Source organism: Thalassospira lucentensis MCCC 1A00383 = DSM 14000, assembly GCF_000421265.1.
Taxonomy (GTDB): Bacteria; Pseudomonadota; Alphaproteobacteria; order Rhodospirillales; family Thalassospiraceae; genus Thalassospira; species Thalassospira lucentensis.
The window spans coordinates 260,566-280,445 of record NZ_ATWN01000003.1; the positions used below are offsets into that span (position 1 = coordinate 260,566).

Genomic DNA, 19,880 nt, shown 5'->3' on the forward strand with positions numbered 1-19,880 from the left:
AAAAATAAATACTTATCTACCATAATGTGAAGGAAAACACATTTGACGTTAGGCGATAGTTGCAGACGATTATACTGCTCTGTCACGGGCAACATCCGCTGCAACCGGCGGTTTTCCTTGTTTCTTACGCATTTAAGCACAATGAGTGCCCAAGATCACAGTTAATCTTAATTTCAATCTATTCGGGTGTTTTCAACCAAAGTGACCGATATTTCACCCGCCAAAGGCAATTTGAAACCAGACAGTGCGATTTTACCAATGCCGATTCACCGACAGCGCACTCCGCGCCGGGGCGTCCGAAAGATCCGAAAATTACAGTTTGCGCACCGAAAGTGTTCTTTGCTGATCAGCCTGTTGCCATCCATTAGGAAGTGCGGCGAGCATCCAGTCGAACTTGTTAAACAAGGCCCAAACAGCGCCAAGGGTGTTTGCGGCAATCTGGTTCATGTCGATGGGTTGGCGATCAAGAATTTCATCGCGTAAAACTGCAATAAGCTGTTCAACCGTTCTGGTCCCATCAAACACAGAAAGCAGTTTTGCCAAATCAGGCCCGCCGGTCAGGTCAATTGCATTCCCGCTGCCATCTTCGATCAAAACCGGCTGCCCCGAAAGCGCGATCAGATCGTCAAAAAACGTCTCGTTCGGCCGGACAAAGAAATAAGGCGCCAAATCTGCGTCGGGTAACACGCCACCGGCACCTTGTGCATCGCCCGCACCCACAGCTTCGGCTTTGGTCAGATAAAACGCATGCAGCGGCATCGCCCCGCTAAACCGTTCACAGAAGGCCTGCTGATCGCATAGTGGCTTGGTCGCCAATTCGCGTAAGATACGTTGATCGCGCACAAGATTTTCGATGGCGTAATGCGCCTTGCCCGTGCCGCCAAAACCAAAGAACCCGGTAAAGGCCGCAACCTCCAATCCGGCCGAGGCGGCAAAATCATACACCCCGTGAACGTCATAGGCACATTCCACGGGGTGAAGCAGCAAGTCGACAATTTCCGGATCGTTTTCAAGCAGTCCTTTGATAAAGCCCGGACCGCCGCCCATTTTTAGCAACATGTTGTCTTCGGGAAGGTCGGCCAAGAGTGCTCTGGTCATCGCCAATTGCGCACCCAGATCCTTTTCGGGCAAAAGTGGGGCCACCATTTTGCGCCATTCTGTAACCGCCAGACGCCCGTGTTCGCCGTAGACCATAACCCCCATCGCCCCATCGGGCTTCAGGACCATCGTCAAATCGCGCAGGCCTTCTTCGGGATCTTCAAGGTGATGCAGCACACCCGCACAATTGATGTAATCAAATCCATCGGGTTTTGACCCGGCAAAGTCGGATATCGTCGCATTGACATAGGTAACGTTTTCAAGCCCGCGTGCCTCGGCGCGCGCACGGGCAACCTTAGTACTGGCAAGCGACGGCTCAAGATAGGTCACCGTGCCCCCAGCGTCGCGCAGTTGCTCGGCAAGCCAGATCATCGCATCGCCGGTGCCACCCCCTGCGACAAGCGCACGGAAGTTGTTATCGATCACTTTGCGCCCGGAAAAACCATAATGGTTAATCCGTGACAAGCTATCCATTGGCGGCATGAGCAAACGTTCCTTTTCCTGCTGCGGGTCGCGCAGTGGATAGGGATACTGTTCATAGAGTTCACGCACTTTTTGGGACATTGCCGCCTTCACCTTCATTGAATTTCAAAGAGGTGTAACATTCCAAGCCACCATAGGAAAGTGACCTAACCGGTGAAATCAAGTTCGGTTTGCTCTTTCTTGGAATAGACTTCTGCCTGATGCAAATCGACTGAAACCAGAGATGAGACGCCGCGTTCGGCCATGGTGACACCAAACAAGCGGTTCATGCGGGCCATGGTCATACGATGGTGGGTAATGACCAGGAAGCGCGTATTGGCATGGCGGCCAATCGCTTCAAGCAACTTACAGAACCGGTCAACGTTGGCGTCATCAAGCGGCGCGTCAACCTCATCAAGCACGCAAATCGGTGCCGGGTTGGTTAGGAAGACCGCGAACAAAAGCGCCACCGCAGTCAAGGCCTGCTCCCCGCCTGATAGCAACGACAGGTGCTGCAATTTCTTGCCCGGCGGAGATGCCATGATTTCCAGCCCGGCTTCGAGCGGATCATCTGCATCGGTAAGCATCAGATGCGCGCCACCGCCGCCAAACAGGCGAACAAACAACTGTTGGAAATGTTTGTCGACTTCGTCAAAGGCGACTTTAAGCCGCGCACGTGCTTCGCGGTTAAGCTGATTGATGCCATTGCGTAATTTGTCAATCGCCGCTGTCAGGTCATCACGTTCAGATACCATGGTATCTTTTTGCTCTTGCATCTCGGCAAGCTCAACTTCAGCCCTGAGGTTGACTGCACCAAGATTTTCACGCTCACGCGATTGGCGTTGCAGACGGGCGTCAATGTCACCCTCGCCGGGAAGTTCCTTGGTCAGGTCAATTTCACCCAACTCAACCAATTGGTCTGGCGTCGCATTGATCCGTTCGCGAATGCGTTCGATCAAATCACGACGATGCTGTTCGGCCTGCTCCAGAAGCGCTTCACAGCGCACGCGCCCCTCGCGGGCTTCGGCCAGTTTCTGTTCGGCTTCTTTCAGGTTGACGTCGGCTTCGCGCTGAGCATTTTCGGCACGTTGTAATCCGTCGGCCGCTTCCTTACGGGTTTGATCAGAAAGATCAATCCGGTCAGACAGGATCGCGCGGCGTTCTTCGATCTCTTCGGGCTTGAGTTCAAGCTCCTCGATCTCCATCCGGGCTTCTTCCTGACGTTCGCGCAGTTCTGAAACCCGTTCCCCTGCACCGGACGCCCGTTCATTCCAGGATGAAATTTCGTTTTCAACAAATTCAAGACGCTTCCGTCGGCCCGACATATCACGCAACATGCGATCAAGCTGACTTCTGGCTTCCATCTGATCGGCACGCGCATCGGCCAGATTGGCGCGTTTTTCGATCAGTTCGGCCTTGATTTCCATCAGCCCTTCGCTGCTTTCTTCGGGCAGAGCTGACAGCTCGTTGTATTCGGCGATGACTTCATCAAGGTCCAGTTTGGCGCGCTTTTCGGCTTCTTCTGCGTTTTGCAGACGGCCTTCAATCGCGCTGGCATCGCGTTTGATGTTGGCTATTTCTTCGCGGGCACGCGACAGAGTGCCTTCGGCTTCACGCACCGCACGATGGGTTTCCTGTTCGGCAGTACGGGCCGTTTCGATTTCTTCTTCGAGGCGTTCGACATTTTCGTTGGCGATTTCTGAACGCTCGCTTGCCGTCTCGACGATGGCCTCGGCTTCTTCAAGTTCGCCACGCAATTCTTCAAGGCGGTTACGCTGACGCAATCGAACAGCAGCCGGCAATTCTGCCCCCGCCAAAATACGATAGCCATCCCAGCGCCAAAGCGCGCCTTCGCGCGAGACAAGCCGCTGCCCCGCCTTCAGGTTCTTGGCCAGCCAGTTGCCGGTTGCCTCGTCATCAACAACCCCGATCTGCCAAAGACGGCGGTTCAAAAGGGCCGGTGCTTCGACAAACTTGGCAAGGGCGACGACACCGTCGGGCAAGGCAGGATCATCCGTGGCCGGATCAATCACCGACCAATGCATCGGCGCGTCATCGGCATCGGGCGCATCAAGGTCTTCGCCAAGGGCAGCAGCCATCGCCAGTTCAAGACCACTTTGCACCGAAATATCTTCGATAACAGCGCGGTGTTGTTGATCGGCGTTGCCTTTAAGCAGGCTTTCAAGGGCTTCTATTTCCGCCTGAAGGCGCGACTTTTTGCTTTCAGCATCACGCAGAGCATCCCGGGCGTCGTTTTCAGCCGTTTTCAGATTGTCTTCGCGGTCGCGCAATTCGGCCAAGCGCATTTCGGCTTCTTCGGTTGCCATTTTGCGCTGCTCACACAGCTCTTCGCACTCTTCAAGATGCATGCTTGCTTCTTCAAGGGCCTCGTCAAAATCTGCTTCGATGCGAATATCATCAAGTTTGGCAACGGCTTCGTCATGGCGCTCGGTCAGGCGATTGCGCCGTCCATTGAGTTCACCAAGACGTTGCTGAACCGATTTCAGGCGTGCTTCTTCGTCGGCAACCTTACTGGTTAGGGCTTCGGCCTCGGCTTCAAGCTCTTCGACAAACAGCGCCTTTTCAGCAGCCGTTTCCTTGGCCATATCAAGCTCGTCATCCTCACCACCCTGCGCATCACGCAGTTCTTCGCCCTCGGCTTTCAGCTTTTCAAGTGCGCCATGTGCGTCGCTTGCCAGTTCGGCTTCGCGCGATAGATCGGCATCAATTTGCTGAATGCGCCCGCGCAGCTGGCTCATCTGGGTTTCGATCTGGGCTTTATCCTTATCCAGACCTTCGCGCTCGATCAAAAGACGTTGCAGGGCGGCGGCCGCATCGGCTTCTTTTTTGCGAAGGTCGGGCAGACTTGCAGCAATATGGGCCTGAACGGTGGTGGCTTCGGTGACTGACGATGTCAGGTCACGTACAGCACTTTCACCTGCCACCAGCACTTCACGGGCGTCTTCCTGACGTTTCTGTGCGTCCGTCCAACGAATATGAAACAGCAGTGCTTCGGTTTGGCGGATGCCAATGCTCAGTTTGCGATACCGTTCGGCCTGTCGCGCCTGTTTTTGCAAGGACGCGATTTGCCCATCGAGAGTCACAAGGACGTCTTCCAGACGTTCAAGGTTCTGTTCGGCATTTTTCAATCGAAGTTCGGCTTCGTGGCGGCGCGAATGCAGGCCGGTAATCCCGGCAGCTTCTTCCAAAATCAGGCGGCGCTGACTTGGTTTTGCACCAATCAGCGCACCGATTTTACCCTGGGAGACCATGGCCGTGGACCGCGCACCGGTCGCGGCATCGGCAAACAGCAATTGCACATCGCGCGCACGCACATCTTTGCCATTTACCCGGTAATTTGATCCGCCGCCGCGTTCAATACGCCGTGTGACTTCGAGCATCTCGAAATCGTTGAACATGGCGGGGGCTTTGCGTTCGCTGTTATCAAGCGTCACGCTAACTTCGGCCACGTTGCGCGCAGGTCGCGACGATGTCCCGCCAAAAATAACGTCGGACATGTCCGAACCACGCATTTGCTTGGCCGAGGTTTCCCCCATGACCCAACGCAGCGCTTCAACAAGATTGGATTTGCCACAGCCGTTCGGGCCGACAACACCTGTCAGCCCGTCTTCAACCAGAAGATCTGTTGAATCGACGAAGGATTTGAACCCCGTCAGCCGTAACGATTTAAACTGGACCAATCATGTCCCCCGGTCCGCACCTTTTGCCCCTATCGCCGGACACCGTCCCAGACGGTATCCGGCAGATCTTAATTTTATCAGTCGATAAGGTCTTCGACTTTGTCGATAAAGAATTCAGCTTCGCGTGCACCAGCAATGGTTTCACCATCAATGATAAAGCTTGGCGTGGATGAAACGCTGTATTCCTGCTCACCCCTCATGCGCGATGCAACAATCGCATCAATCATTGCTTCGTCGGCCAGACACGCATCAACCGCATCGCCATTCATGCCGCCAAACCGCACAACCTGTTTGATGCCCTCAATCGGGTCTTCCGAACGGGCCCAGGTCATCTGCGATTTAAACAGCATGCTCAAAACACCGAAATAACGGTCATCACCGGCACACTGCGCAACGGCTGCCGCGCGAAGGGCGATACCATCAAGCGGGTAATCGCGGAAAATCATTTTCGCCTTGCCGGTATCAATCAGCTTTTCCTTGATTTCAGGCAGGACTTCATTGTGGAACGCAGCACAGTGCGGACAGGTCAAAGAAGCATATTCAATAATCGTCACTGGTGCATCGGCATCGCCCAGAACATGTTCTTTCCATTCTGCTGCCTGCGACGGTTGTGCGCTAACAACGCCGAGCGCCAACAAAAACGCGCCAGCAAAAAACTTAACTGCCTTTAGCAAGGAAACCTCCGTTAAAACAAAGTTTTGTGATTACAAGCCTGTTGCAGCGCGGGAGTCAACACGCGCGCCAAAACAGCTATCGCACCAACGAGTCGCCAAGCTGCCGGGAAAATGCGGCAACTCCGTGATCGTACATTCCAATAAAATGATTCGATATCTTCCGACGGGCCCAATGCCCATCGCGTGTCAAAACAGATCGCCTGTTTGGGACGGATCGTCCTGTTTGTGCAAGGTTATTTTTTGCCATCCTTGGGCCGAAGACCACCGGTTGCCCCGGCGATGTGACGCCCGAGCCGGGTCAGGACTTCGCGCAAATGCGGATCTTCGATTTTGGCGATGTTGATTTCACTGGCCTTGGCAATATTGCCTTCGGGGACGGATGTCGGCGTGTGAACCGTGCGTTCAGGACGCGATATATCGCCTTGCATCATTTTGATCCGTTCAACAGCACGATACCCGAAATAGGTATTCACCCGATCAATGATCTGGGGCATGCGGTGTTGAAGCTCGATCGCGACCGGACCACTGACCCGAATGACCAATGTCCCACCACCGGCATTTTCGCCGCGTGGCTGGATATATTTGACCGGCATCGTGAATTTTTCCAGATCACGTCCGACGATTTCAGCCCAATGCAGGATAATTTCAGTTTGGAAAAAACCGCGCTTACGCACCAAGGGACGTGTTAGGTTGCCGACAAGTGGCGCCACATTGCGAAGGCCATTGCGCCGTTCAGAACTGCCCATCGGGGTGATATTCTGTCTCTTTTTGATGGCGTTTTTTGCCGCCACGTCGCCCGACACCTGATCCGCTCGGGACCCTGCATTCGTATCGGTGATATCTTTTTTCTTGCTCACGCCCGCTTCTTTCGTAGGGTCAGATCAAAATTACCCGTCATTCAACCCGCAACATAACACGGGAACGCCGTGCATTTCACCAATCAGGAAATACATCGCCTCAACCGCAGCATGCTTGAATGGTATGATCGCCATCATCGTACCCTGCCGTGGCGATCAGAACCGGGCGATTTGCCCAATCCATATCATGTATGGCTCAGCGAAATTATGCTGCAACAAACCACCGTGCAAACGGTGGGTCCGTATTTTCATGCGTTTTTGCAGCGCTGGCCGACTGTCACCGACCTAGCCCGTGCAGAACTTGATGATGTTCTGCATGGTTGGCAGGGGCTTGGCTACTATGCCCGGGCGCGCAATCTGCATAAGTGCGCCAAAGTTGTCGCAAACGACCACAACGGCGTCTTCCCCGATACCGAGGAAGGCTTGCTCAAATTGCCCGGTATTGGCCCCTATACCGCCTGCGCGGTTGCCGCCATTGCCTTTAACCGTCATGCGAGTCCGGTCGATGGCAATATCGAACGGGTGATTTCGCGGTTGTTCGCGCTTGAAACCCCGCTCCCCGATGTAAAGCCGGAAATTAAGGAAAAATCATCAGCCCTGACCCCGTCAGACCGGCCAGGCGATTATGCCCAGGCGTTGATGGATTTGGGCGCGACCATCTGTACCCCGCGCAATCCGGCCTGTGGCATCTGCCCATGGCAGGCCGATTGCGAAGGCCGCAAATCAGGCATCGCCCCCGATCTTCCCAAGAAACGTAAAAAAGCAGCCAAACCAACGCGGGTTGGCTATGCATTCTGGATACGCCGCGAAGATGACGGTCGCATTCTGGTCCGGCGTCGCCCGGAAAAAGGATTGCTGGGGGGGCTTTATGAGGTTCCGGGCAGTGACTGGCGCGCCATTGAGGCCCCCGACGAGGTCATGCTGTCCGAAGCGCCGATAACGGCAAAATGGTCAGAACTTGAAGGTGCTGTCGGGCATACCTTTACCCATTTTCACCTGAACGTCACCGTTCTGGCCACGACCCTGCCCGCTGATCAGGCTGACCAGATGCACGGCAGCTGGACAACCATTGACGGGTTGGCCGATTTTGCCCTGCCGACCGTGATGAAAAAAATTGTCCGACATGCGCTGACGTATCGTTAGAGCCCCCAGTCAAAAACGACATGTCTTTGAGGTAACCAAAACAAAGGCCCGTGATTAAAACCACGGGCCTTTGTCTTTTTGTAAACTCGCACGGCGCGATCAGGCGTAGATATCGATGACCTGTCCTCGGCCCTCGGTGGGCGTTGGCGCAGCCTGTTGCGAAGTTTCTGCTTCTGCTGTTTGCTCGACACGTTGTGACGATGGGGACTGCAAATCATTGCTGCCAGTTTCAGCAATCGGTGCTGTCGCCTGCTGAATTTGGATCGGGTTTGGTGCATATCCTGCACCACCTACTGGTCCTGCCTGCATTTTCGCCTCCATCTATCCTTACGGATAAGTTCAAGACCTAAGATATAACAACTTTCGCCTGAAAATGCAAAAGCCGACGTGTTTTTAAACCACGTCGGCTTTTAGGCATCATAGATTTAACCGGGAATTCCCGATCAGGATCAGGCGGGGACCTGACCCATTTCCTTGCGAAGCTGGCTGCGCAGATTGTCGATCGAAACCAATCGGCCGTCACATTTGTAATGCCAATAAGTCCAACCATTACAAGCTTCTGCGCCTTGTACACGGGCACCAATCTGATGGATAGAACCCGCATTATCCTTATGGCTGATGGAGCCATCAGCACGGACCATCGCGGCAACATTGCCACGGTTGTCATAAATTTTCTCGCCCGGCGACAGCAGGCCACGTTCGATCACTGCCCCGAACGGAATCCGCGGGAGCGACCGTTTCGATTCGGTAACTTCAAGGCTATCACCATCAAGCATCTGCACTTTGGCAATCCGCTCACGGGCCGCTTCGGCGTAAGTTTCTTCGCGCTCCAGCCCGATGAAGTGACGACCAAGGCGGCGTGCAGCAGCCCCCGTCGTCCCGGTGCCAAAGAACGGATCAAGGACAACATCGCCCTGACGGGTGGTTGCCAACAAAACACGTTGCAACAAGGCTTCGGGTTTCTGGGTCGGGTGGACTTTCTTACCGTTATCGTCTTTCAGACGTTCCGAGCCAGAGCAAATCGGCATCAACCAGTCCGAGCGCATCTGCAAGCCTTCATTAAGCTGCTTCATCGCTTCGTAATTGAACGTGATTGCTTTTTGCTCTTCGCTTTTCGAACACCACAGAAGCGTCTCATGCGCGTTGCAGAACCGCTTGCCACGGAAATTCGGCATCGGGTTGGTTTTGCGCCAGACAATGTCATTGAGGATCCAGTACCCAATGTCCTGAAGCGTATTACCAACACGATAAATGTTGTGGTACGAACCGATCACCCAAATCGCACCGGTGTCTTTAAGCACACGGCGCGCTGCTGTTAGCCAGTCGCGCGTAAACTCGTCATAGTGACGGAAACTGTCAAACTGGTCCCAGTGATCATCGACCGCATCAACCTTGGAGTTGTTCGGACGCAAAAGATCACCGCCAAGCTGAAGATTGTAGGGCGGGTCGGCGAAAATCAGATCGACGGATTTCTCTGGCAGGCTGTTCATCATTTCGATGCAGTCGCCAACCAAAACCTGATCAAGTGGTAAAGATGTCTTTTTTGTCATGATGCCTTCTAGGTTCCCCCTTGAAACTTGACCAAAGCATCAACCGAAATAGTTAATGAAAGAGTTAACCGACTCCGAAATTTTTCAAGGATTCGCATTGTGTTAGAAAGTGCGTGATCTGTTTAGACAATCTTAACCGGTATGCTTCAAAAACCGGAAGATTTTGGACCCTTCATCGCCAAGGCCTCATTCTCCGGTCTGACCGGTCGGACTCCGCAGAATGCAGGATTAAAATACAGTGCGACTTACGGCTCATAGCAGCGTGTTTCGCGTCAAAGACGCACGCGTTGGCCGTTCTGCAATCCGGAACACATCATAAAACTGAATGTCATCCCAAATACTTAGCGCCAAGGGTGAAAACTGACCATTTGGACAGAACTTGCCTTGCCTCTTTTCTGATCGCGTATACAATCTGCTCACAAACCGATCATAAAAGTAGAACTTCGCACAACGGCAATAACCTTCAGGGGGACATAATGAAGTCTGGTACATTCGGCCTTTCCCGCCGCGCCTTGCTTTCGGCCATGGTGGCCGCAGCAGCGGTGGTTTCATTTGGCTTTGGCACACCGGCACAGGCTGCCGATCCGATCAAGGTTTCGGCGATCTATACCGTTCCAGTCGAACAGCAGTGGGTTTCACGTATCCACAAAGCACTGAACGCAGCCCAGGAACGCGGCGACATTTCCTACGAATTCTCGGAAAACGTGGCCAATACCGACTATGAGCGCGTCATGCGCGAATATGCTGAAAATGGCTCCAACCTGATTTTGGGGGAAGTTTTCGGTGTTGAACGTGCCGCACGTAAGGTAGCCGCACAGTATCCGGAAACCGCGTTTCTGATGGGCTCAAGTTTTGGCCCGGAAGGCGAAAACTTCTCGGTCTTTGATAACTACATCCATGAGCCAAGCTATCTGGTTGGCATGGCGGCCGGTGCGGCCACCAAAAGCAACAAGATCGGCATGGTCGGTGGTTTTGCCATTCCGGAAGTAAACCGCCTGATGAATGCCTTCATGGAAGGTGCCAAATCGGTCAATCCGGATGTTGAATTCATGGTGACCTTCATCAACAGCTGGTACGATCCGCCCAAGGCCAAAGAAGCATCCTTTGCCATGATCGATAAAGGTGCCGACATCATGTACGCCGAACGCTTTGGCGTTTCCGATGCCGCCAAGGAACGCGATATCCTTGCCGTTGGCAACGTGATCGACACCGCAGCGGATTATCCGTCGACCATTCTGGGTTCGGCCCTTTGGCATATGGAAGCCACCGTTGACCACGCGATTGAAGCGGTCAAAGCTGGTGAGTTTAAAGCCGAAAACTACGGCAAATTCAGCTACATGGAATATGACGGCGGCAGCGTCGTGCTTGACCCGGCCCTTCTGCCCGATGGCACGGTTGCAGACGTCGAGGCCAAGAAAGCAGAAATTCTTTCTGGCGCGTTCACCGTCCCGGTAAATGACGAAGAACCGAAATCTTCTATGTAAGATTTCCTTAAAATGCAGGGCAGTTCGGTATAAAAGCCGACCTGCCCTTTCTTTTTGGGCCAACAGGCCACGCACCACATTATCGCCCCACAGCGTGACGCATAAAAACCAAACGGATTACCCGGATGTCATCTGCTGCGCACTCATCACATAAAACGTCCCCGGAACTGCTGCTTCAGCTTGCAGGGATTACCAAGAAGTTTGGCCCGCTGATAGCCAATGATGCCATCGACCTTACGGTCCATAAGGGCGAAATTGTTGCCCTTCTTGGCGAAAACGGTGCGGGCAAAACCACATTGATGAACATCCTGTTTGGCCATTATGTCGCCGATGAAGGCACCGTCACGGTCACCAATCGCGATGGCAATCTTGAACATCTTGAACCCGGCGCACCTCAGGCCGCACTTGATGCCGGGATCGGCATGGTTCATCAGCATTTCACGTTGGCAGAAAATCTGTCGGGGCTTGATAACATCGTTCTTGGAACCGAACCGATTTTCAGACTACGGCGCGACCGGACGGCGGCGCGCACCAAGCTGGCGGACCTGATGTCGGGATCAGGCTTGAATGTCGATCTTGATCAGCCAGTACACAAACTGACCGTCGGCGAAAAGCAGCGCGTTGAAATCCTAAAGGCGCTCTATCGCGACGCGCGCTTGCTGGTTCTCGATGAACCCACCGCAGTACTGACGCCGCAAGAAGCCGACAGCCTGTTTGTCATCTTGCGCCAACTGGCCGCAACCGGCCTTTCGGTCATCATCATTGCCCATAAACTCGCCGAAGTCCTTGCCGTGTCACACCGTATTGCGGTTTTACGCGGAGGTAAAAAAGTCGGTGAAATGCAAACAAGCGATGCCGATCATCGCTCGATTGCCGAACTGATGGTCGGTCGCGAGGTCCCGGTCAGCCGCCGCACCGAACGCGTACCAGGTGCACCTGTGTTGCGATTGTCAGATGTGACGATTGATCGTGGCGATGCTCGACGATCCCTTCATGGTGTAAACCTGACCGCCTGCGAAGGTGAAATTCTTGGCATTGCTGGTGTATCGGGCAATGGACAGGCCGCACTGGCACAATTGCTTGCTGGTCTTGATAAACCCGATAGCGGCACTGTCGAGATTTTTGAAGCAATCGTTACAAAATTCGATGCCCATCAATTTGCCCAGAACGGCATTGCCCGTATCCCCGAAGACCGCCATCACGATGGCATGGTCGGATCTATGAGTGTTGCCGAGAACATCGCCATCGAAGACGTCCGGTCAAAGGATTACCAAAAATTCGGCTTCCTTGATTTCGCCGCCATTCGCAAACGCGCCGAACAGGCAATCAAGGATTACGATGTACGTTGCCCCGGCCCGGACGCATCAGCAAGATTGCTGTCGGGTGGCAACATCCAGAAGCTTATTCTGGCCCGGGTCTTGGAAAAATCGCCAAAACTGATTTTGGCCAATCAGCCATCGCGCGGCCTTGACGTTGGCGCACAGTCCGAAGTCCACCGCCGCTTGCTTGAGGCGCGGCAAAATGGGGCTGCCGTCATTCTGATTTCCGAAGATTTGGACGAACTTTTGACGATCTCAGACCAGATTGCCGTTATTCACGCCGGTCATGTTTCAAAGGCCATTCCAACCGACGCCATTGACCGATCCGAGCTTGGCCTGATGATGGCCGGACAAACCAAAACCGATACACAGCAAGCACCGACCAGCAACACCATCCATCCGGGAGAAACGCCATGATCCGGTTCGAACCCAGATCCAATCCCGGCCCGGTCCTTGTCTATGGTGTTCCGGTTTTCGCCGCGATCTTTGCCATCCTGCTTGCCGCCATTCCACTGGCCTTGGCCGGCGCGCCGATTATTGACGCCTATGGCCTTATGATCACTGGTGCATTTGGTTCGGTCTTTTCGACTTCCGAAATGCTGACCCGCGCAACGCCCTTGATCCTGACCGGCCTTGCGGCTGCCATCGCGTTTCGCGCCAAACTTTGGAACATCGGTGCCGAAGGACAACTTTACATGGGGGCCATGGCCGCCGTTGTTGTTGGAACCGGTGTAATTGACGGGCCAAGTTGGGTCATGATCCCAGCGATCATGATTGCGGGCGCATTGGCCGGGGCCTTGATGCTGATCGGACCGACGCTTTTGAAAACCCGCATGGGTGTTGATGAAGTCGTCACGACGCTTCTTTTGAATTTCATCGTGCTGCTATTTGTTCAGATGATGCTGGAAGGGGCTTTGAAAGATCCAATGTCGATGGGCTGGCCGCAATCAGAACCAATCATTGATAGTGCCATTTTGCCCCCGCTGCTGGAACGCATGCGCGTACACTTGGGGCTGATCATTGCGCTGGTTGCCGCAAGTGGCTTGGCAGTTTTTGTCAAACGTACCGTCTGGGGATTTGAAATTCGTGCCGTTGGTGAAAACGCTGCTGCGGCGAAATTTTCCGGTATTTCAGTGACCAAAACCATGATCCTCGTCGCCGCCCTTTCCGGTGGCTTGGCCGGACTGGCTGGCGTTTCCGAGGTTGCCGGGACGCGTGGATATCTCGCAACCGATTTGTCACCGGGATATGGTTATGCCGGGATTGTTGTTGCCATGTTGGCGCGCCTGTCGCCCGTGGGGGTGATTATATCAGCACTTTTCGTTGCATCGGTATTTGTCGGGGCAGATTCCATGAGCCGCGCGATTGGTGTTTCAAGCTATCTGGCGGATCTGATTGTTGCGATGTCGTTGCTGTGCGTTTTAATCGGCGGATTTTTGACCCGATTTAAAGTCCGGTTCGACCGCAAAAAGACAGCCGGTTAAGGGGAAAAGACATGGAAATCATTGATATCCTTTTGGCCGCAAGTTTTTGGGAAGCCGCCATTCGCATTGCCACTCCGCTGATTTTCGGTGTGCTGGGCGCACTTGTTTGCGAACGGGCCGGGGTGCTGAACTTGGGGATCGAGGGCATCTTTACTGCCGGTGCCATGGCGGGCTGGATGGCAGTTTGGCTCGGCGCCGGTCTTTGGGGTGGGGTTCTGGTTGCCGCCCTTGCCGGGGGATTTTTCGGACTGATCCATGCGATCCTGACCGTGCCGCTTGGCCTGAGCCAGCATGTATCGGGCATCGGGGTAACGTTGCTTGCGACCAGCCTGTCGTATTTCACCTATCGCACGGCATTGCCCGATGTGTCCTCGCCACCGCGGATCATCCCGTTTCAGCCGCTTGATATCCCGATACTGTCTGACTTGCCGTTTATCGGGCAGGCTTTGTTTTCGCAAACTGCGATGACGATGCTGGCCCTTGTGCTGGTCTTTGTCACCGGCTGGGTTTTGTATCGCACCCCACTTGGCCTCGCGATCCGTGCCGTTGGTGACAACCCGTCATCGGTTGAAGCACAGGGACTTTCGGTTTACGGATTACGCATTGGTGCTGTTGTGGTCGGCTCGGCCATGATGGCACTGGGTGGGGCATTCTTGACCATGTCTGCCTTCGATGCGTTTTTCTTTGGCATGATCAACGGGCGCGGCTGGGTCTGCATTGCGCTGACCGTCTTTGCCAGCTGGAGACCGGGTAAGGCGCTTATTGGTGCATTGCTGTTTGGCGCATTTGACGCGTTTCAGGTCCGCCTCCAAACCGAAGTCGGCGCGTTTTTCCCATCGCAAGTGTTCTTGATGATGCCCTATATCCTCTCGATCATTGCCTTGATCGTGGTTGCGCGCAAAGCTGATTACCCCAAAGCACTTTTGGTCCCCTGGTTCAAAGGCCAACGCTGATCTGACGGCAGACCTCCAACTCGAATTCGCCACCACCAACCAAGGACGACATCATGCAGCCCGATCTGATCCTAAAAAATGCCAATATTGCCAATGGTGCAACGGGCGTTGATATCGCAGTTGTCGATGGCAAAATCGCCGAGATCAGTGAAAATCTTGATGTCCCTGCGCTTGAGGTGATTGATTGCGGCGGCATGCTGGTCAGCCCGCCCTTTGTCGACAGCCATTTCCACATGGATGCGACGTTGTCGCTTGGTCTGCCACGCATGAATGAGTCGGGCACCCTTCTTGAGGGCATCGCACTTTGGGGGGAGCTTAAACCGCTTTTGACCACAGATGCCGTCATCGAACGCGCCCTTAAATACTGTGACCTTGCCGTGTCCAAGGGCCTGCTTGCGATCCGGACCCATGTTGATGTCTGCGATGATCGGTTGTTGGCGGTTGATGCGTTGCTTGACGTTAAAAAGCAGATCGCCCCGTACCTTGATCTGCAATTGGTTGCCTTCCCGCAGGATGGTTATTTCCGGAGCCCGACCGCCAAGCAAAACGTCATCCGTGCCCTTGATAAGGGTGTCGATGTCGTGGGTGGTATTCCGCATTTCGAACGCACCATGGCCGATGGGGCCACCAGCGTCACAGAGCTTTGCGAAATGGCCGCAGACCGGGGTTTGCGGGTCGATATGCATTGCGATGAAACAGACGACCCGATGTCGCGCCATATCGAAATGCTTGCTTATGAAACCCAGCGCCTTGGCCTTCAGGGCCGTGTGGCCGGATCGCATCTGACCTCCATGCATTCGATGGATAATTACTATGTATCCAAACTGATCGCGCTAATGGCAGAGGCCGAGGTTTCCGCAATAGCCAACCCGCTGATCAACATCACCATTCAGGGCCGCCATGACACCTATCCCAAACGCCGTGGCATGACCCGTGTGCCGGAATTGCGCAACGCTGGTTTGACCGTTGCCTTTGGTCATGATTGCGTTATGGACCCTTGGTACTCGATGGGGTCGGGGGATATGCTTGAAGTCGCGTCCATGGGGCTTCATGTTGCACAAATGACATCACGCGACGATATCCGGGCCTGCTTTAACGCCGTGACCACCGAACCGGCCAAGATCATGGGGATTGAAGGATACGGTATTGAAGTTGGCAACAACGCCGATTTTGTTGTCCTGCAAGCCCGCGACACCATCGAAGCCATCCGCATTCGGACCAATCGCCTATTTGTCATCCGGCGCGGTAAAATCATCGCCGAAACCCCGATGGCACAAACCCGCCTGCATCTGAATGACCGCCCCGACCATGTACGTGAACATGAATATGCACCGACCCTTTGATCCAAGGCCCGGTGATCGACATATCAAGCTGATCGGGGCATAACCGCCGACCGAATAGAAACCATTACCCTCTGAACGGACGTCTCATGTTCTACGAACCCGGAAAAACCACCCACAATCTTCCCCACGATCCTTTTAAGGCCTGCGTAGCACCACGACCGATTGGCTGGATTTCGACGGTGGATAAAGCCGGGAGACCAAACCTTGCACCCTATTCATTTTTCAATGCGGTGCATGGCAATCCGCCAATGGTGATGTTTTCGTCGGGGGGATCGGTCGACAGCCTTCGCAACACACGCGATACCGGCGAATTTGTCGCTGCCGTCGCACCAAAATCCATGCTGCGCGAGATCAATTTCTGTTCGGCACCATTACCGCCGGGAGAAGACGAGTTTGAATATGCCGGGCTTGAAAAGCTGCCCGCCACATGCGTCAAACCGCATTTGATCAAGGGTGTGCCGATCCATATGGAATGCGAAGTATTTCAGATCGTCGAATTGCCCAGTGCCAACCCGGAGAAGCCCTGCGCGATGGTGATTGGCACCGTGGTTGGTTTGCACATTGATGATGCGATCATTCGCGATGGCATGGTCGATATTACCCTTTTCGAACCGCTTGCCCGACTGGGCTATCAGGAATACGCCAGCATCTCGGAAACCTTTACCGTCAAACGCGAAGATTTTTGGAAGTAACCCCTGTTACTTGATCGCCGGTTTGTTTCATGAAAGCGACGCGCAAGCGCAAACAAACCGTCACAGAAACTCTCTAATGTGAAAAGAAACACAGTTCGCTCGAACATCAAACGGGCTTGAGCTGGGCTTTTTTACGTTTCTGATGATTTTTCTGGGGGCACTTTTATGAAACATACATTTGCGGCTGGCGTTGCCGGCATCGCAGCACTGCTTCTTGCCGGAACGGCAATGGCGGGCGAAGCCAAGATTTTCGAAACCAAAAGCGCAATCAACAATCTGTCGACGGTTATGGTTGATGGCGGCAAGGCACGTGATCTGACCGTTGGTCTGGGATCGGGTGCGTATCGTCGTCCGGGCGATCCGGCCAACATGTTTTATGCCGTATCTGACCGTGGCCCGAACTTTGTTTGCGGTGATGTTGAAACCGTTCTTGGCGTTTCAGAAGACGCCGTCTGCCATGGCAACAAAGTCCGTGTCTATCCGACCCCGGATTATTCGCCGTCGATCTACACCATTTTCCTGGGTGACAATGGTACCTTTGACATCAAGGATGTCATCACCATCAAGGATCAAAACGGCATTCCACTGACCGGCCTTACCAACAAACTGACCGTTGCCAAAACCGAAAAGCCGGTTGATGCCAACGGTAATGCGCTGGAACAGTCGGTATCGTCCATCGACGCCGAAGGCATCATTCGTCTGACCGATGGTTCTTACTGGATTGGTGAAGAAAACGGCCCGTCGGTTCTGCATGTTGCCGCCGACGGCACCGTGATCAACCGTATTGTCCCAGCCGGATCTGAAAAAGATTTCGACGGTGCAGCCTATAAGGTCACCGGTGGTCTTCCGGCCATTCTGGTCAAACGCCAGACGAACCGCGGCATTGAGTCGATGGCCGTTTCGCCAGACGAAACCAAGCTGTATTTCATGGTTCAGAACCCGCTGGCAAACCCGAATGCCGATGCGTACAAAGCGGCCAAGAACACCCGTCTGTTTGTGTATGACCGCGTATCGGAAAAGCTAAGCGGCGAATATATCTATCAGCTTGATGATCCGCAGACCTTCCGCAACGATCCGTCAAAAAAACAGAATGCGCCACGCATTTCTGAAGTTCTGGCACTTGGCAATGATCGCCTTCTGGTTCTTGAACGCACCGACAAAACCACCAAACTGCATGAAGTCAAACTGGCAGGTGCGACCAACATTCTGGCAAGCCGCTGGGATGATATGTCGACCAACCCGACACTTGAACAACTCAACGACCTTGGCAGCATCAAACTGACAGCTGTTACCAAAACGTTGCGGTTTGACAGTGCCGATTATCCGCGGGCCCCCAACAAGCTTGAGGGCCTTGCCATCATGGGTGATGGCGCACTTGCCATGATCAATGACAATGATTTTGGCATCAAAGGTGACCCGACCCAGGTGATCCTGATCGACGGTCTGGTTCAGGCGGATAAATACTAATTTTCAGTCTGTCTTTGACGGCACATCTCTGCGGGAAAGCTGCCATGCGGCTTTCCCGCTTTTTTATTGCGTGAAATGGGCGTAAAAGCAGCCCCATGATGACAGAAAAACAGATATTCGATACGCCGGACGGCGTAGAATCCGTGATCGAGCCAATGGATGAAACGGGTTACCTTGCCCCTGTCGGGTTTGAGGACCAGTTGTTCAATGAACTTGGCGATGTCACCGAACGCCATGACCGATTGATGTTCGCACCCGGTCCGGAACGGTGTGTGTTCTGGGCACAGAACGTCTGGCGCAACCCGGTACGGATTGCAATTCCCTCGATCAAGGGTGCGGCCAAAATCCTGAAATTCAATCAGCGCAACTGGGCGATGTTCAAGTTTGACCATTTTTCCCGCGCCAAACTGATTGAGGCAAACTTGCCCCATGTGTCGGCCAAACGTCAGATTTTTGGCGAGCCGGCCCCAACGGCACCGCTTGGCTCATGGACCCTGATTGATCCTGATACCATCATCGCGTCTGCTGATTGTTCCAGCCCTTGGAAAAACGGCGAGATCGAGTTTGAAGAAGACAAAATAACACCGCCCAACCGGGCCTATTTGAAGTTGTGGGAAGCCTTTACACGCCTTGGTGTGGGACCGCAGGCTGGTGATCGCACCATGGATCTGGGCGGAAGCCCCGGCGGTTGGACGTGGGTTTTGCATGAATTTGGCACCGATGTCATTTCCATCGACAAAGCCCGCCTTGACGCCAATATCGCCAAATTGCCGCGTGTTGATTTCCGTCAGGAAAGTGCCTTTGGCCTTAACCCGGAAGAAGTTGGCTATATCGATTGGCTGTGCTCGGACGTGATCTGTTACCCGGACCGCCTGTATCAGTTGGTCAATCAATGGATGGATGCCGCTATGGCAACCAATTTTATCTGCACTATCAAACTGCAAGGTGACACCGACTATTCCGCCATCACCCAGTTTGCCGATATCCCGGGATCAAAGGTTGTGCATCTTTATAATAACAAGCACGAACTGACCTGGATGAAAGTACCCGGCGTGACCGATCAGGACTAGGGTCTGAACCCAATCATCATATCAAATTGCGGCGTTCAAATCAGGACGCCGCAATTTCCTTGATCGATGGATCAATCGGATAATAATCGCCTTTATCTGCACAGAAAATCTGCCCGCCGGTTTTAAGACCCTGACTGTCATCAAGGGTACCGGGCATTAGTGCCATGTGATCGGACTTGACCGGGCGCCAGAAAATCCCTGAACCACATTCCTTGCAAAATCCCCGATCCGTCTTTGGCGATATCCGATACCAGCGCAATCCGGCATCACGTACAAGCGTCAGAGCACTTTTATCAAAACCGGCATACGAACTGACATGCCCATGTAATTTGCGACATAGTTGGCAATGACACATCACCGCATCTTCAAGCGGTGCCATCACGCTGTAACGCACCGCACCACAATGGCATCCACCGTCAAAAACGACGTTCGTGTCGGCTTTCTTAATCATGACAATGCCCCAAATCACAATTGATCCATGCGATTTAATTTATCGGGTGATCGGCATATCGCAAGGTGTTAACGCCGATCAAAACAGCCGCAAATCAATTTCAGGCATGGATTTCAGACAAATATGTTTGAG

Annotated in this window: 16 protein-coding genes; 9 read left to right on the forward strand and 7 right to left on the reverse strand. The window is 53.7% G+C overall.

Translation table 11 applies throughout. The annotated features are described in order from the left end of the window. Positions 1 to 312 precede the first annotated feature (312 nt). The 4 genes from K355_RS25045 to K355_RS25050 all read right to left on the reverse strand — a co-directional run bounded on the left by K355_RS25045 (position 313) and on the right by K355_RS25050 (position 6,792). Positions 313 to 1,662 carry a class I SAM-dependent methyltransferase gene (locus K355_RS25045; RefSeq protein ID WP_162142290.1) on the reverse strand — a complete coding sequence of 450 codons (1,350 nt, stop codon included), beginning with the start codon at positions 1,660 to 1,662 and terminating at the stop codon, positions 313 to 315. Positions 1,663 to 1,727: 65 nt separating this feature from the next. Then, positions 1,728 to 5,261 (reverse strand): chromosome segregation protein SMC, encoded by a 3,534-nt coding sequence (gene smc, locus K355_RS0107955; RefSeq protein WP_022731594.1) that lies wholly within the window; start codon positions 5,259 to 5,261, stop codon positions 1,728 to 1,730. A 77-nt stretch (positions 5,262 to 5,338) separates the two neighbouring features. After that, a complete protein-coding gene (locus K355_RS0107960; RefSeq protein ID WP_022731595.1) occupies positions 5,339 to 5,935 on the reverse strand; it encodes a thioredoxin domain-containing protein in 597 nt (198 codons plus the stop codon). 233 nt (positions 5,936 to 6,168) lie between these two features. Further along, on the reverse strand, positions 6,169 to 6,792 hold the full coding sequence (locus K355_RS25050) for a DUF721 domain-containing protein (RefSeq protein ID WP_022731596.1): 624 nt from the start codon (positions 6,790 to 6,792) through the stop codon (positions 6,169 to 6,171). 69 nt (positions 6,793 to 6,861) lie between these two features. Here K355_RS25050 and mutY point away from each other — a divergent pair, with 69 nt between their 5' ends. After that, positions 6,862 to 7,935 carry an A/G-specific adenine glycosylase gene (gene mutY / locus K355_RS0107970; RefSeq protein WP_028791437.1) on the forward strand — a complete coding sequence of 358 codons (1,074 nt, stop codon included), beginning with the start codon at positions 6,862 to 6,864 and terminating at the stop codon, positions 7,933 to 7,935. Between the two features lie 99 nt (positions 7,936 to 8,034). Here the strand turns inward: mutY and K355_RS0107975 are convergent, their stop codons facing one another. Both K355_RS0107975 and K355_RS0107980 read right to left on the reverse strand, forming a co-directional pair. Further along, complete coding sequence (locus tag K355_RS0107975) at positions 8,035 to 8,244, reverse strand: hypothetical protein (protein WP_101303042.1); 210 nt, start codon at positions 8,242 to 8,244, stop codon at positions 8,035 to 8,037. A gap of 140 nt (positions 8,245 to 8,384) precedes the next feature. Then, entirely contained in the window at positions 8,385 to 9,485 is a 1,101-nt protein-coding gene (locus K355_RS0107980) for a site-specific DNA-methyltransferase (RefSeq protein ID WP_022731599.1), read from the reverse strand. Positions 9,486 to 9,961: 476 nt separating this feature from the next. On the opposite strand from K355_RS0107980, the gene K355_RS0107985 reads away from it, so the two are divergent. The 8 genes from K355_RS0107985 to K355_RS0108020 all read left to right on the forward strand — a co-directional run bounded on the left by K355_RS0107985 (position 9,962) and on the right by K355_RS0108020 (position 19,297). Beyond that, positions 9,962 to 10,969 carry a BMP family protein gene (locus K355_RS0107985; RefSeq protein WP_022731600.1) on the forward strand — a complete coding sequence of 336 codons (1,008 nt, stop codon included), beginning with the start codon at positions 9,962 to 9,964 and terminating at the stop codon, positions 10,967 to 10,969. A gap of 125 nt (positions 10,970 to 11,094) precedes the next feature. Further along, complete coding sequence (locus K355_RS23485) at positions 11,095 to 12,705, forward strand: ABC transporter ATP-binding protein (protein ID WP_022731601.1); 1,611 nt, start codon at positions 11,095 to 11,097, stop codon at positions 12,703 to 12,705. Further along, positions 12,702 to 13,772, forward strand: a complete 1,071-nt coding sequence (locus K355_RS0107995) for an ABC transporter permease (RefSeq protein WP_022731602.1) — start codon at positions 12,702 to 12,704, stop codon at positions 13,770 to 13,772. Before K355_RS23485 ends, K355_RS0107995 begins: the two co-directional genes overlap by 4 nt. 11 nt (positions 13,773 to 13,783) lie before the next feature. Continuing rightward, positions 13,784 to 14,725, forward strand: a complete 942-nt coding sequence (locus tag K355_RS0108000) for an ABC transporter permease (RefSeq protein ID WP_022731603.1) — start codon at positions 13,784 to 13,786, stop codon at positions 14,723 to 14,725. Between the two features lie 53 nt (positions 14,726 to 14,778). Next, positions 14,779 to 16,068: an amidohydrolase family protein gene (locus K355_RS23490; protein ID WP_022731604.1), complete on the forward strand. Its 1,290-nt coding sequence runs from the start codon at positions 14,779 to 14,781 to the stop codon at positions 16,066 to 16,068. A gap of 86 nt (positions 16,069 to 16,154) precedes the next feature. Beyond that, complete coding sequence (locus tag K355_RS0108010; protein WP_022731605.1) at positions 16,155 to 16,760, forward strand: flavin reductase family protein; 606 nt, start codon at positions 16,155 to 16,157, stop codon at positions 16,758 to 16,760. Between the two features lie 165 nt (positions 16,761 to 16,925). Further along, positions 16,926 to 18,227, forward strand: a complete 1,302-nt coding sequence (locus K355_RS0108015) for an esterase-like activity of phytase family protein (protein ID WP_022731606.1) — start codon at positions 16,926 to 16,928, stop codon at positions 18,225 to 18,227. A 95-nt stretch (positions 18,228 to 18,322) separates the two neighbouring features. Then, entirely contained in the window at positions 18,323 to 19,297 is a 975-nt protein-coding gene (locus K355_RS0108020; RefSeq protein ID WP_211219026.1) for an SAM-dependent methyltransferase, read from the forward strand. A 40-nt stretch (positions 19,298 to 19,337) separates the two neighbouring features. Here the strand turns inward: K355_RS0108020 and K355_RS0108025 are convergent, their stop codons facing one another. Continuing rightward, the gene (locus K355_RS0108025) at positions 19,338 to 19,748 is read right to left on the reverse strand and encodes a GFA family protein (protein WP_051145964.1); all 411 of its coding nucleotides are present in this window, start codon (positions 19,746 to 19,748) and stop codon (positions 19,338 to 19,340) included. Positions 19,749 to 19,880: the final 132 nt, after the last annotated feature.